Annotated in this window: 10 protein-coding genes, 2 tRNA genes and 1 pseudogene; 10 read left to right on the top strand and 3 right to left on the bottom strand. The window is 65.5% G+C overall.

The genetic code is table 11. The features are described 5' to 3' along the window. Positions 1-17: 17 nt before the first annotated feature. Positions 18-161 carry a 50S ribosomal protein L34 gene (rpmH, locus tag N536_RS41190; protein ID WP_068001749.1) on the bottom strand — a complete coding sequence of 48 codons (144 nt, stop codon included), beginning with the start codon at positions 159-161 and terminating at the stop codon, positions 18-20. A gap of 564 nt (positions 162-725) precedes the next feature. Here rpmH and dnaA point away from each other — a divergent pair. From dnaA to N536_RS0102690, 10 genes and pseudogenes are all read left to right on the top strand, one after another. Then, positions 726-2,207 carry a chromosomal replication initiator protein DnaA gene (dnaA, locus tag N536_RS0102740; protein ID WP_029112203.1) on the top strand — a complete coding sequence of 494 codons (1,482 nt, stop codon included), beginning with the start codon at positions 726-728 and terminating at the stop codon, positions 2,205-2,207. 508 nt (positions 2,208-2,715) lie between these two features. Continuing rightward, complete coding sequence (dnaN, locus tag N536_RS0102735; protein WP_029112202.1) at positions 2,716-3,915, top strand: DNA polymerase III subunit beta; 1,200 nt, start codon at positions 2,716-2,718, stop codon at positions 3,913-3,915. A 22-nt stretch (positions 3,916-3,937) separates the two neighbouring features. Continuing rightward, positions 3,938-4,837: pseudogene (gnd, locus tag N536_RS0102730) on the top strand (phosphogluconate dehydrogenase (NAD(+)-dependent, decarboxylating)); the annotation flags it as partial. Between the two features lie 37 nt (positions 4,838-4,874). Beyond that, positions 4,875-6,035, top strand: coding sequence for a DNA replication/repair protein RecF (gene recF / locus N536_RS0102725; protein ID WP_029112200.1), 1,161 nt, complete (start codon positions 4,875-4,877; stop codon positions 6,033-6,035). Further along, positions 6,032-6,610 (top strand): DUF721 family protein, encoded by a 579-nt coding sequence (locus tag N536_RS0102720; protein WP_029112199.1) that lies wholly within the window; start codon positions 6,032-6,034, stop codon positions 6,608-6,610. Before recF ends, N536_RS0102720 begins: the two co-directional genes overlap by 4 nt. Positions 6,611-6,841: 231 nt before the next feature. Next, complete coding sequence (gene gyrB / locus N536_RS0102715; RefSeq protein ID WP_029112198.1) at positions 6,842-8,875, top strand: DNA topoisomerase (ATP-hydrolyzing) subunit B; 2,034 nt, start codon at positions 6,842-6,844, stop codon at positions 8,873-8,875. A gap of 34 nt (positions 8,876-8,909) precedes the next feature. Beyond that, entirely contained in the window at positions 8,910-11,417 is a 2,508-nt protein-coding gene (gyrA, locus tag N536_RS0102710; protein WP_029112197.1) for a DNA gyrase subunit A, read from the top strand. 48 nt (positions 11,418-11,465) lie between these two features. Beyond that, positions 11,466-12,332 (top strand): DUF3566 domain-containing protein, encoded by an 867-nt coding sequence (locus N536_RS0102705; protein WP_029112196.1) that lies wholly within the window; start codon positions 11,466-11,468, stop codon positions 12,330-12,332. 65 nt (positions 12,333-12,397) lie between these two features. After that, positions 12,398-12,471 (top strand) — tRNA-Ile (locus N536_RS0102700). 162 nt (positions 12,472-12,633) lie between these two features. Further along, positions 12,634-12,706 (top strand) — tRNA-Ala (locus N536_RS0102690). Positions 12,707-12,716: 10 nt separating this feature from the next. On the opposite strand, the gene N536_RS0102685 is transcribed toward N536_RS0102690, so the two are convergent. Further along, positions 12,717-13,403: a sensor domain-containing protein gene (locus N536_RS0102685; RefSeq protein ID WP_029112195.1), complete on the bottom strand. Its 687-nt coding sequence runs from the start codon at positions 13,401-13,403 to the stop codon at positions 12,717-12,719. Between the two features lie 54 nt (positions 13,404-13,457). Further along, a complete protein-coding gene (locus N536_RS0102680; protein ID WP_155948389.1) occupies positions 13,458-13,667 on the bottom strand; it encodes a hypothetical protein in 210 nt (69 codons plus the stop codon). Positions 13,668-13,699 lie beyond the last annotated feature (32 nt).

Raw genomic sequence — 13,699 nt, 5'->3', positions numbered from 1 at the left:
CTAAATCCTGCGTCTAATCACGCAGTGAGAGAACGACGGCCCTTGCTGCGCCGGCCGGACACGATGGCGCGCCCGGCACGGGTGCGCATGCGCAACCGAAAGCCGTGCACGCGTGCGCGCCGTCGGTTGTTCGGTTGAAAAGTCCGCTTGCCCTTGGCCACGGCTGTCTCTCCTCAGTTACTGTCGCGTCGGCATCCTTCACCGCCACGACGTCGTCATGCCGGTTGGGACACAGGCGCCGTTCGGATGAACGTCGGTCTCGCTTGCTAGCCCCGGCGCGGTACCCCGAACATCCGGGTCGCAGCCGTGTCGCCACGTTCGGGCGACTGTTCGAGGGTACTGACGAGATTTCCCTAGGTCAAACCACTCGCGCCGACCACCGAATTCACCACACTCGTCACAATATTCACGGGCCGTAAGCCGGCGTTCACGAAGGTCACGTGAATGTTGCAGAACGGTTGGCACCTGCCGCGAAAACTGTTAGCTTCTGGCAATGCCGTTTCAGAGTGGAGCGGCCACGGACAACCAACTGAGGATGACCACTCACCCGCGAGCCCACAGATTTCCACCCGCTGTGACGAGCTCCGGGGAACGGCCTTCCGACAAGTAGACAACGACGCGACGACCCACTGTCCGCTGTCCACAGCCTGTGGATAACTTTGTGGACAGTTTGGGCTTCGTCTATTCGGCCGTCTCAAGAGCGGCCTCGAGGGGGTACGTCTCTTTTGACAACCGACCCTGATCCTCCGTTCGTCGCGATCTGGAACGACGTCGTCGCCGAGCTCAACGGCGACCCCGCCTCCCGAGCATCCGTCAACGGCGGATCCGCGTCACCGTCACTCACCCCCCAGCAAAGAGCCTGGCTCAAGATGGTCCAGCCATTGGTCATCACCGAGGGGTTTGCTCTGCTGTCGGTTCCCACCCCGTTCGTCCAAAACGAGATCGAACGTCATCTGCGCGAGCCGATCATCACGAGTCTTAGCCGTCGGCTCGGACAGCGGGTGGAACTCGGCGTCCGGATCGCAAACCCGGAATCGGCGCCGGACCCGATTCCCGGCGACGAGGGTCCACCCGACCCCGATGAGGTCGACGAAGACGAGGAAGCTCTCGCCAGCGCCGAGGCCAGCTGGCCGACGTACTTCACCCGCGAGCCGCAGAATTCCTCCTCGACCAACGACGTCAGCCTCAACCGCCGCTACACCTTCGACACCTTCGTCATCGGTGCATCGAACCGGTTCGCGCATGCCGCCAGCCTCGCCATCGCCGAGGCGCCAGCCCGGGCCTACAACCCCCTCTTCATCTGGGGCGAGTCGGGGCTTGGCAAGACGCACCTCCTGCACGCCGCCGGTAACTACGCCCAACGCCTGTTTCCCGGCATGCGCGTCAAGTACGTCTCCACCGAAGAGTTCACCAACGACTTCATCAACTCCCTCCGTGACGACCGAAAGGCATCGTTCAAGCGCAGTTATCGCGACATCGACGTCCTACTGGTCGACGACATCCAGTTCATCGAAGGCAAGGAAGGCATCCAGGAGGAGTTCTTCCATACCTTCAACACCTTGCACAACGCGAACAAGCAGATCGTCATCTCCTCCGATCGGCCGCCGAAGCAGCTGGCGACGCTGGAGGACAGGCTCCGCACCCGGTTCGAGTGGGGACTGATCACCGACGTCCAGCCTCCGGAGCTGGAGACGCGCATCGCGATTCTGCGCAAGAAGGCCCAGATGGATCGGCTCGACGTGCCCGGTGACGTCCTGGAGCTCATCGCGAGCAGCATCGAACGCAACATCCGCGAGCTCGAGGGCGCGCTCATCCGTGTCACGGCGTTCGCGTCGCTGAACAAGACCACGATCGACAAGTCCCTCGCCGAGATCGTCCTGCGCGACCTCATCTCGGATGCCAGCACGATGCAGATCAGCGCGGCCACCATCATGGCGGTCACCGCTGAGTACTTCGCGATCACCGTCGAAGAGCTCCGCGGTCCCGGCAAGACCAGGGCCCTGGCGCAGTCCCGTCAGATCGCCATGTACCTGTGCCGCGAGCTCACCGATCTCTCCCTGCCCAGGATCGGTCAGGCGTTCGGCCGCGACCACACGACCGTCATGTACGCGGAGAAGAAGATTCGCGGAGAAATGGCCGAACGACGCGAAATCTTCGACCACGTCACCGAACTCACCACCCGGATTCGGCAGCGCTCCAAGCGCTGACCGACGAATTTCGCCGGGGACTTTTGAAAAACTTTGGTCGCTACTGCACCACTCGTCACACAAAATCCTCGTGGAAACTGCTGTGCACAACCTCCGGACAACCGGGGCACTCGTCGCCGCGTCGTTCACACACCGCGATCCGTGCACAGACCGCGGTCGTTCACGAGCAGATCATCCACAATCCGTACACGAGCGCCGACGGCGTCCCACCAGCGCGCCAATGCCTTCATCCCCAACCTGCACAGCCCCTATTACTAATACTCATCTCTCCATTAGGAGTTTCTTCTAAAAGTAGGGCCCTGGGGACACGTCGTCCGGACCGGCATCGGGCCGGTTCGCGGTCGCACTCGTCGGTGCAGGCGATTAGCTTTCAAGTTGGAGCGGAAGGCTCTACGGTGGTTCTTCGACAGCCGGTACGGTCGACTGATCGCAGGACCGCGACGCGTCGCAAGACGAGTCTGAATCCGCTGCTTAGAGCTTGTTGGTCTGGTTGCATCGAAGGGACGCTATGGACGTGGTGACGACGACGGTTGGTCTCACCGATTTGAAGTTCCGGCTGGTCCGTGAGGACTTCGCCGACGCGGTGGCCTGGGTCGCACGGATCCTGCCCAGCCGGCCCACCGTGCCCGTCCTGTCCGGTGTGCTTCTGACCGGTTCCGACGACGGCCTGGTGATATCCGGATACGACTACGAAGTGTCGGCCGAAGTTCGAGTGGCAGCCGAGATCGCTTCTCCTGGAAGCGTTTTGGTGTCAGGCAGGTTGCTGTCCGACATCACGCGCTCGTTGCCGGCCAAGCCGGTCGACGTCAGCGTCGAGGGCACCAGGGTGTCGCTGAGCTGCGGAAGTGCACGGTTCTCGCTGCCGACCATGGCCGTCGAGGATTACCCGACACTGCCCACACTGCCCGACGAGACGGGCGTGGTGGCCTCGGATCTGTTCGGCGAGGCCATCGGACAGGTGGCCGTCGCCGCCGGTCGCGACGACACCTTGCCCATGCTCACCGGCATCCGCGTCGAGATCTCCGGCGAGAAGGTCGTTTTGGCCGCGACGGACCGGTTCCGGCTGGCGGTGCGGGAACTCACCTGGTCCACCGAGGCCGCGGATCTCGAGGCAGCGGTGCTCGTGCCGGCCAAGACCCTCGCCGAAGCCGCCAAGGCGGGCACCGATGGTTCCGACGTCCGGTTGTCGTTGGGAGCGGGAAGCGCCGTCGGCAAGGACGGGCTGCTCGGCATTCGCAGCAACGGCAAGCGCACCACCAGCCGCCTGCTCGACGCGGAATTCCCGAAGTTTCGGCAGTTGCTGCCCGCGGAGCACACCGCGGTGGCCACCATCGGCGTCGCCGAGCTGACCGAGGCCATCAAGCGCGTGGCGCTGGTCGCCGACCGGGGAGCACAGGTTCGGCTGGAGTTCACCGAGGATTCGCTGCGTCTGTCGGCCGGTGCCGACGACGTGGGGCGCGCCGAGGAGGATCTGCCGGTCGAGTTCTCGGGTGAACCGCTGACCATCGCATTCAACCCGACCTACCTGACCGACGGGCTTGGCTCGTTGCACTCCGAGAAGGTGACGTTCGGATTCACGACACCCAGCCGTCCGGCCGTATTACGTCCGGCAGGCGAGGATGATGGACACGTCGGTTCGTCCGGGCCGTTCCCTGCCGCTCAGACCGATTACGTCTATTTGTTGATGCCGGTGCGCCTTCCGGGCTGACCGGCCCTACGCCAAGAAGGAAGCGCACATGCAATTGGGGTTGGTCGGCCTCGGCAAAATGGGTTTCAACATGCGGGAGCGTCTGCGAAAAGGCGGACACGAAGTCGTTGGCTACGACCCGCGGCCGGAGGTCACCGACGTTCCGACGCTTGGCGCGTTGGCCGAGGCACTCCCCGCGCCGCGTGTGGTGTGGGTGATGGTGCCGTCGGGCCCGGTCACGCACGACACCATCGTCGCGCTCGCCGAAGAACTCAGCGAGGGCGACCTCGTCATCGACGGCGGCAACTCCCGCTACACCGAAGATGCTCCGCACGCGAAGTTATTGGCCGCCAAGGGAATCGGGTTCATCGATGCCGGAGTATCCGGTGGCATCTGGGGCCTGACCGAGGGCTACGGGCTGATGGTCGGAGGAACCGACGCCGACGTGGCACGCGTGATGCCGATCTTCGACGCCCTGCGCCCACCCGGGGACGTGGCCGACGGCTTCGTCCATGCGGGGCCGGTCGGTGCGGGCCATTTCACCAAGATGGTGCACAACGGCATCGAGTACGCATTGATGACCGCTTACGCCGAGGGTTACGAAATCCTCGCCGCAGAAGATCTGGTGAAGGATCCGCAAGCGGTGTACCAGGCGTGGACGAACGGCACGGTGGTGCGGTCCTGGTTGCAGCAACTGCTGGCCAAGGCACTGAAGGAAGATCCGCAACTCGCCGGCATCAGCGGCTACACCGAGGATTCCGGCGAAGGACGCTGGACCGTCGAGGAGGCGATTCGACTGCGGGTTCCGGTGCCGAGCATCGCGGCCGCACTCTTCGCGCGCTTCCTGTCCCGGCAGGATGACTCGCCGACGATGAAGGCCGTCGCGGCGCTGCGGAATCAGTTCGGTGGTCACGCCGTCAAGAGGATCAGTAAGTCCGGATGATCCGGCGCGCACGATCGAGGCGACACGGGGTTGAGATTTGTACGTCCGTCATCTGGGGTTGACCGACTTCCGGTCCTGGCCGCAGGCCGAACTGGAGCTGGAACCCGGGCGCACGGTGTTCATCGGATCGAACGGCTTCGGGAAGACGAATCTCGTTGAAGCTCTGTGGTATTCATCCACGCTTGGCTCACATCGCGTCGCGTCCGACGCACCATTGATCCGCGCCGGAGCCGAACGAGCGGTGGTCTCCACCATCGTCGTCAACGAGGGACGTGAGCTCGCCGTCGACCTGGAGATCACGGCAGGGCGGGCGAACAAGGCGCGGTTGAACCGCTCCCCCGTCCGCAGCGCCCGCGAAATCCTCGGGGTGTTGCGTGCGGTGTTGTTCGCACCCGAGGACTTGGCGCTGGTGCGCGGTGATCCAAGTGAACGGCGGCGCTTCCTCGACGAATTGGCCACCACCCGCCGTCCCACCATCGCGGGCGTCCGCGCGGATTACGACAAGGTGCTCCGTCAGCGCTCCGCCTTGTTGAAAACCGCTGCGGGCGGCCGCTTTCGCGGCGATGCCAGCGCGTTGGAGACGCTCGACGTGTGGGATGGACACCTGGCTACCTACGGTGCGCAACTCATCGCGGCGCGCGTGGAGCTCGTCAACCAGCTCTCCCCCGAGGTCGAGAAGGCCTACCAACTCCTGGCCCCTGCAACCCGTGCCGCCGCCATCCGATACCGCAGTTCGGTCGAGACCATCGAGGCCGAAGCTGCCGCAGGCACCGTCAGCACGGAACTGTTCGAAGCGGCGTTGTTGGCAGAACTGGCCCGCAAGCGCCCCGCGGAAGTCGAGCGCGGAGTCTGTCTCGTCGGCCCACACCGCGACGATCTGGAACTACGGCTCGGCGATCAGATCGCGAAAGGCTTTGCCAGCCATGGCGAATCGTGGTCAGTGGCGCTATCCCTACGGTTGGCCGCCTACGAGTTGTTGCGATCGGAGGGCAGCGATCCGGTGCTACTACTCGATGACGTCTTCGCCGAACTCGACACGGCACGCCGCCGTGCGCTCGTCAACGTGGCCGCGTCCGCCGAGCAGGTTCTCGTCACCGCGGCCGTGCACGACGACGTTCCCGAGGACTGGGACGCGCGGCGCATCGAGATCGGCATGCGCGATGACGACACGGGTCGATTCTCGGAGGTGATCGGATGACGGAGTCCGGACAGAATGACGACGCCGAGGCGTCGGCGCCCGCGCCGCCGGAGCACCTCGCGCATCTGCGCGGGATGGATCTGGTGCGCCGGACGCTGGAGGAGGCGCGCGGCGCCGCCCGCAGCCAGGGCAAGGACGTCGGCCGCGGCCGCACCTCCCCCGCACGCCGGGTGCCCCGCAAGGGCAAGCGGCGCACGTGGTCGGGTCCCGGACCCGACGCCAGGGATCCGCAGACCTTCGGAGCGGCCACCCGCGACCTCGCCCGCAGTCAGGGCTGGACCCCCCGCGTCGCCGAGGGTTCGGTGTTTGGCCAGTGGCCGACGGTCGTCGGCGAGCAGATCGCCGAACACGCGAACCCGTCGTCGCTACGCGAAGGAATCCTCACCATCGAGGCCGAATCCACCGCTTGGGCGACCCAGTTGCGGATGGTCCAGGCGCAGATCCTCGCGAAGATCGCCGCGGCGGTCGGGGACGGCGTGGTGACGTCGCTGCGGATCGTCGGTCCGACCGCGCCGACGTGGCGAAAGGGCAGGTATCACATCGCTGGTCGAGGCCCCCGGGACACCTACGGATGACCTGGGACTGAGGGGCCGCTGAGAGCCGCGCCAATCCGCGAAGCGGTTCTCTGGAGCGGCCGGACGCGAGGATCGCCGAGAAATTCCGCGCACGGCTCATTTAGGTGTGCAGAAACGCAGCCTCAGAGTCAGTCCTGACGGGGTCGAACGGTAGACTAACGACAGATCCGCAAGGGGCCTCCGATCCCTTAGCTGGTATCCCCTGCCAAAGACCAAGGAGACGCGTTCAACGTGCCTGCCCAGAAGAAGAGTGCTCCCAAGGAGTACGGCGCCGATTCGATCACCGTTCTCGAGGGCCTGGAGGCAGTCCGTAAACGTCCGGGCATGTACATCGGGTCGACCGGTGAGCGCGGCCTGCACCACCTCGTCTGGGAAGTGGTCGACAACGCGATCGACGAGGCCATGGCCGGCTACGCCACCAGGGTCGACGTCAAGATCCTCGGCGACGGCAGCGTCCAGGTCGCAGACGACGGCCGCGGTATCCCCGTCGCCATGCACGCATCGGGCGTTCCAACCATCGACGTCGTCATGACGCAGCTGCACGCGGGCGGCAAGTTCGGTGGTGAGAACAGTGGCTACAACGTCAGCGGCGGTTTGCACGGCGTCGGCGTGTCGGTGGTGAACGCCCTGTCCACCCGACTCGAGGCCACCGTCATGCGTGACGGCAGCGAGTGGTTCCAGTACTACGACCGCTCGGTTCCCGGCACCTTGAAGCAGGGCGGGCCGACCAAGAAGACCGGCACCACGATCCGGTTCTGGGCGGACCCCGACATCTTCGAGACCACCGTCTACGACTTCGAGACCGTGGCCCGTCGGCTTCAGGAAATGGCGTTCCTCAACAAGGGACTCACGATCGATCTCGTCGACGAGCGCGTCACGGTCGACCAGGTCGTCGACGACGTCGTCAGCGACACCGCCGAGGCGCCCAAGTCGGCCGACGAGAAGGAAGCGGAGGCCAAGGGTCCGCACAAGACCAAGCACCGCACCTACCACTACCCCGGCGGACTGGTGGACTTCGTCAAGCACATCAACCGCACCAAGTCCCCGATTCAGCAAAGCATCATCGACTTCGACGGCAAGGGCCCCGGCCACGAGGTCGAGATCGCGATGCAGTGGAACGCAGGCTATTCCGAGTCGGTGCACACCTTCGCCAACACCATCAACACCCACGAGGGCGGCACCCACGAAGAGGGCTTCCGCAGCGCGCTGACGACGGTGGTCAACAAGTACGCCAAGGACAAGAAGCTGCTGAAGGAGAAGGACCCGAACCTCACCGGCGACGACATCCGCGAGGGCCTCGCCGCGGTCATCTCGGTGAAGGTCAGCGACCCGCAGTTCGAAGGCCAGACGAAGACCAAGCTCGGCAACACCGAGGTGAAGTCGTTCGTGCAGAAGATCTGCAACGAGCAGCTGAGCCACTGGTTCGAGGCCAACCCCGCAGAGGCCAAGACCGTTGTGAACAAAGCGGTCTCGTCCGCCCAAGCCCGGATGGCTGCGCGCAAGGCCCGCGAGTTGGTGCGCCGCAAGAGCGCCACCGACATCGGCGGCCTTCCCGGCAAGCTCGCCGACTGCCGCTCGACCGACCCCCGCCTGTCGGAAGTGTATGTGGTGGAGGGTGATTCGGCCGGCGGCTCGGCGAAGAGCGGCCGCGACTCGATGTACCAGGCGATCCTGCCCCTTCGCGGCAAGATCATCAACGTCGAGAAGGCCCGCATCGACCGTGTGCTGAAGAACACCGAAGTCCAGGCGATCATCACCGCTCTCGGCACGGGCATCCACGACGAGTTCGACCTCGCCAAGCTGCGGTATCACAAGATCGTGCTGATGGCCGACGCCGACGTGGACGGCCAGCACATCTCGACGCTGCTGTTGACGCTGTTGTTCCGATTCATGAAGCCGCTCATCGAGAATGGGCACGTGTTCCTCGCGCAGCCGCCGCTGTACAAGCTGAAGTGGCAGCGCAGCGATCCCGAGTTCGCGTACTCGGACCGCGAGCGCGACGGGCTGCTGGAGGCCGGCAGGGCTGCGGGTCGAAGGATCAACGCAGAAGACGGAATCCAGCGGTACAAGGGCCTCGGCGAAATGGATGCCAAGGAGCTGTGGGAGACCACCATGGATCCGAGTGCCCGAGTGCTGCGCCGCATCACCCTCGACGATGCCGCCGCGGCCGACGAACTGTTCTCGATCCTGATGGGCGAGGACGTCGAGGCACGGCGCAGCTTCATCACGCGCAACGCGAGAGACGTTCGCTTCCTTGACGTTTAACGCCGCATCCACAGACGAATAGGGCTGACACACAATGACTGACACCACCCTGCCGCCCGGCGAAGACGGCGCGACCACCGATCGCATCGAGCCGGTCGACATTCAGCAGGAGATGCAGCGCAGCTACATCGACTACGCGATGAGCGTCATCGTCGGCCGCGCCCTCCCCGAGGTGCGCGACGGTCTCAAGCCCGTGCACCGCCGCGTGCTGTACGCGATGTACGACTCCGGCTTCCGGCCGGACCGCGGACACGCGAAATCCGCCCGGTCCGTTGCCGAAACGATGGGCAACTATCACCCGCACGGCGACTCGTCGATCTACGACACCCTGGTCCGCATGGCCCAGCCGTGGTCGCTGCGTTATCCCCTTGTCGACGGACAAGGCAACTTCGGCTCACCGGGCAACGACCCACCGGCGGCGATGAGGTACACCGAGGCACGCCTCACGCCGCTGGCGATGGAGATGCTGCGGGAAATCGACGAGGAGACAGTCGATTTCATCCCGAACTACGACGGTCGGGTGCAAGAGCCCACCGTGCTGCCCAGCCGTTTCCCCAACTTGCTGGCCAACGGATCCGGTGGCATCGCGGTTGGCATGGCAACCAACATGCCACCGCACAACCTCCGCGAGCTCGCCGAGGCCGTGTTCTGGTGCCTGGACAACTTCGAGGCTGACGAAGAGGCCACCTTGGCCGCGGTCACCGAACGCGTCAAGGGTCCGGACTTCCCCACCTACGGTTTGATCGTTGGCTCACAAGGGATTCACGACGCGTACACGACGGGCCGCGGCTCGATCCGGATGCGCGGCGTCGTCGAGGTCGAGGAAGACAGCAGGGGCCGCACCCTGCTCGTCATCACCGAGCTGCCCTACCAGGTCAACCACGACAACTTCATCACCTCGATCGCCGATCAGGTCCGCGACGGCAAGCTCGCGGGCATCTCGAACATCGAGGACCAGAGCAGCGACCGCGTCGGATTGCGCATCGTCGTCGAGGTCAAGCGCGACGCCGTGGCCAAGGTGGTGCTCAACAACCTCTACAAGCACACCCAGCTGCAGACCAGCTTCGGCGCGAACATGCTGTCGATCGTCGACGGCGTGCCGCGCACGTTGCGACTGGACCAGTTGATCCGGCTGTACGTGGTTCACCAGTTGGACGTCATCGTCCGCAGGACCACCTACCGGCTGCGCAAGGCCAACGAACGGGCCCACATCCTGCGCGGACTCGTCAAGGCGCTCGACGCGCTCGACGAGGTCATCGCTTTGATCCGGGCGTCGGAGACCGTGGACGTCGCCCGTGCCGGCCTGATCGAGCTGCTCGACATCGACGACATTCAGGCCCAGGCGATCCTCGACATGCAGCTGCGGCGCCTCGCCGCCCTGGAACGTCAGCGCATCGTCGACGACCTGGCCAAGATCGAGGCCGAGATCGCCGACCTCGAGGACATTTTGGCCAAGCCGGAACGTCAGCGCGCGATCGTGCACGACGAACTGGCGGAACTCGTCGAGAAGTACGGCGACGACCGGCGCACCCGGATCATCCCCGCCGACGGCGACGTCGCCGACGAGGATCTGATCGCCCGCGAGGAAGTGGTCGTCACGATCACCGAGACGGGCTACGCCAAGCGGACGAAGTCCGACCTCTACCGCAGCCAGAAGCGCGGCGGCAAGGGCGTGCAGGGTGCCGGCCTCAAACAGGACGACATCGTCAACCACTTCTTCGTCTGCTCAACCCACGACTGGATCCTGTTCTTCACCACGCAGGGCCGGGTGTACCGGGCGAAGGCCTACGAGCTGCCCGAGGCGTCCCGCACCGCGCGCGGACAGCACGTCGCCAACCTCCTGGCGTTCCAGCCGGAGGAACGGATCGCCCAGGTCATCCAGATCAAGAGCTACGAGGATGCGCCATACCTGGTGCTGGCCACCCGCAACGGCCTGGTGAAGAAGTCGAAGCTGACGGACTTCGACTCCAACCGGTCGGGCGGCATCGTCGCGGTGAACCTGCGAGACGGCGACGAACTGGTCGGCGCTGTGCTGTGCTCGGCCGACGACGACCTGCTGCTGGTGTCCGCAAAGGGTCAGTCGATCCGGTTCTCGGCAACCGACGAGGCGCTGCGGCCCATGGGCCGCGCCACCTCGGGCGTCCAGGGCATGCGGTTCAACACCGATGACGAGCTGCTGTCGCTCAACGTGGTGCGCGAGGGCACGTATCTGCTGGTCGCGACCTCCGGCGGATACGGCAAGCGCACCGCCATCGAGGAGTACACCCCGCAGGGCCGCGGTGGCAAAGGCATCCTCACCATTCAGTACGACCGCAAGCGTGGCACCCTGGTCGGAGCGTTGATCGTCGACGAGGACACCGAGCTGTACGCCATCACCTCCGCGGGCGGTGTCATCCGGACCAGGGCACGTCAGGTGCGCAAGGCCGGGCGGCAAACCAAGGGGGTGCGGTTGATCAACCTGGGTGAGAACGACACACTGGTGGCGGTCGCGCGCAACGCCGACGAGGACGCGACGGAAGACGACGAGTCCGACGAGTCGTGACGCGACATCGATTGCCGCCGGCGATCGGCCTGAGCGAAGGAGCCGTAGGTGAGTTCACCGAACGAGCCGGGACACCCACGTACGGGTGACGGGCCGGGAAGTGCCAACGGCTCGCCTGCCGGTGACCACGGCGACGTTCCGCCGTGGCAGCGGGGAGCGCCTCGCGCGCGCCCCGCGCAGCAGCAGCGCCCACCCGAGCCGTCCCCCGAACAGGGACGGGCGGGTTCCGGCGCCGGACACGCGCCGGGAGTGGACGCCCGCCTGAACCGGTTCATCTCCGGGGGCCCGGCGGCACCGTCCGGTCCGCCGCCCGTTCGTGATGCGGCCGCACCCCGGGAAGCCGCGCCGCGCGAAGGTCCACCGCGCGAGGCGGAGCAGGCACCCGCCCGCAACGACCGCACGGAGACCGTGCGCCCGGAGGCGTACGCCAGCGAGATCCCCGATCTCTCGGGGGCCGCGCCCCGCGGTCAACAGCGCAAGCAGGCCGAACGCCCCGAGCCGGCCACCCGGGCGCCGGGCTCGAGCCGCACCCAGGTGGCCAACCGACCGCAGGGTCCGGTCCGCGCGAGCATGCAGATTCGGCGGCTCGACCCGTGGAGCGTGTTGAAGGTTTCGCTGGTGCTGTCGGTCGCGCTGTTCTTCGTGTGGATGATCGCCGTCGCGTTCCTGTATCTCGTGCTCGGCGGCATGGGGGTGTGGAGCAAGCTGAACAGCAACGTCGGCGATCTGCTCACCAGTGCCAGCGGCAGCGGCGGCGAGTTGGTGTCCAGCGGAACGATCTTCGGCGGTGCTGCGCTGATCGGACTGGTCAACATCGTGTTGCTGACCGCGATGGCGACCTGCGGCGCGTTCATCTACAACCTCACCACCGACATCGTCGGCGGCGTCGAGGTCACGCTCGCCGACAGGGACTAACGCCCGCGGTTTGGGTCGACGGCCGGCATTACGGTAATCTCGGCGCTCGGCCGTAGTGCGTTTACGGGCCTGTAGCTCAGGTGGTTAGAGCGCTTCGCTGATAACGAAGAGGTCGGAGGTTCGAGTCCTCCCAGGCCCACGGTTGCCGGTTCGACCGGCGGACTCACTGGAAGGGTGCACCGTGAGGTTGGTGTTGCTTTCCGTCGCGGTCGCCGTGGCGGTGCTCGTGTGGCGATCTCGACACGGCGCCGAGGTGTGGCACGAGGCGGCGGCCGATCAGCCCGGCTGATTGCAGTTCCTAGGGGCCTTAGCTCAGTTGGTAGAGCGCTGCCTTTGCAAGGCAGATGTCAGGAGTTCGAATCTCCTAGGCTCCACAAAAACCCATCACCAGCGCGCGGCTACGTTGTCTGCGATCTGGTTGGCGATCCGCAGCGCAGAATCACCGGGGTTGGCGCTGCACGTGTTGACGTCGATGATCACGTTGTTTCGCAACTTGAGCGCGCGTCCACAACCCCATCCCGGAGCTGCGGCGTCCTGCAGAGCCACCGTGGTGCTCAGCGCGCCGTTCGCGTCGGTGATCTGACCGACGGACCATTGCGAGCCGCTCTGGGTGTGGCTGTACTGGTGACAGGACCGCCACTGCTGCGCGGAGTGATCGAGGAAGGCGGCTGCCTTGTCGACGAGGAGATACAACACCACCGCCTGCTTGAGATAGTGCGTGAAGTGGTCGCCATCGTTGAGGCTTTGATCGCGCTCGGCTTGGAAACCGCTGTCGGCGTAGACCGCGGCCTCCGCCGCACCGTCGAGGGCGAGGCACTCCGCCGGCGCCATGGTTGCGCTGTCGTCGGACATCGAGCTCGCGGCGCCAGTGACCGCCATTGCCGTCGCCCCCATGGCGGCGTTCACCTGGTCGGCGCTCAGCAGCAGCCCGGCCAGTTCACGCTCGACCAGTGGACGCGGAGTCATCGACGGGGTGGCAACCGGCGCCACGGCGTTGCCAGTCGTGGCCGCACATCCCGTGACCAAAACGCAGAAGACGGCAGCGGCGTGCGCGACCGCAGTCTGTCGCATCCCTTGGGCGTCCCCGCTTTTGGACGAAGTAAACCCAAACGGAGTGGCGGCCTATCAGGAGGGTCCCGTGGTGAGCTCCCCTACGAGGGCACGCAACTCGGCGAATTCCCACGAATCGTTGCCCCTGGTCTGGATGTGGTCTCGCCATGCGGTGTGCGCCCGCTCCAGCCCCGCAGCTGCCGAGACTCCTTCGGCTCGCAGCAGGGCGGTCATGGCGATGAGCATCGCGCTCGTCGCGGAGGAATACAGCGGATCGTCGGACATGGAAAGAATGTAGCGATCCAGCGTGCCGTTAT

The sequence above is a fragment of the Mycobacterium sp. URHB0044 genome (assembly GCF_000620625.1).
Lineage (GTDB): Bacteria > Actinomycetota > Actinomycetes > Mycobacteriales > Mycobacteriaceae > Mycobacterium.
The sequence above is the reverse complement of the archived record's forward strand: the minus strand, read 5'-3'. Positions and strand labels throughout refer to the sequence as shown.

What these genes read in the sequence shown, in the direction of transcription:
- dnaN (WP_029112202.1), top strand. Translation starts at nt 2,716, where the DNA reads ATGGACGTGGTGACGACGACGGTTGGTCTCACCGATTTGAAGTTCCGG.
- N536_RS0102720 (WP_029112199.1), top strand. Translation starts at nt 6,032, where the DNA reads ATGACGGAGTCCGGACAGAATGACGACGCCGAGGCGTCGGCGCCCGCG.
- gyrA (WP_029112197.1), top strand. Translation starts at nt 8,910, where the DNA reads ATGACTGACACCACCCTGCCGCCCGGCGAAGACGGCGCGACCACCGAT.
- N536_RS0102685 (WP_029112195.1), bottom strand. Translation starts at nt 13,403, where the DNA reads ATGCGACAGACTGCGGTCGCGCACGCCGCTGCCGTCTTCTGCGTTTTG.
- N536_RS0102680 (WP_155948389.1), bottom strand. Translation starts at nt 13,667, where the DNA reads ATGTCCGACGATCCGCTGTATTCCTCCGCGACGAGCGCGATGCTCATC.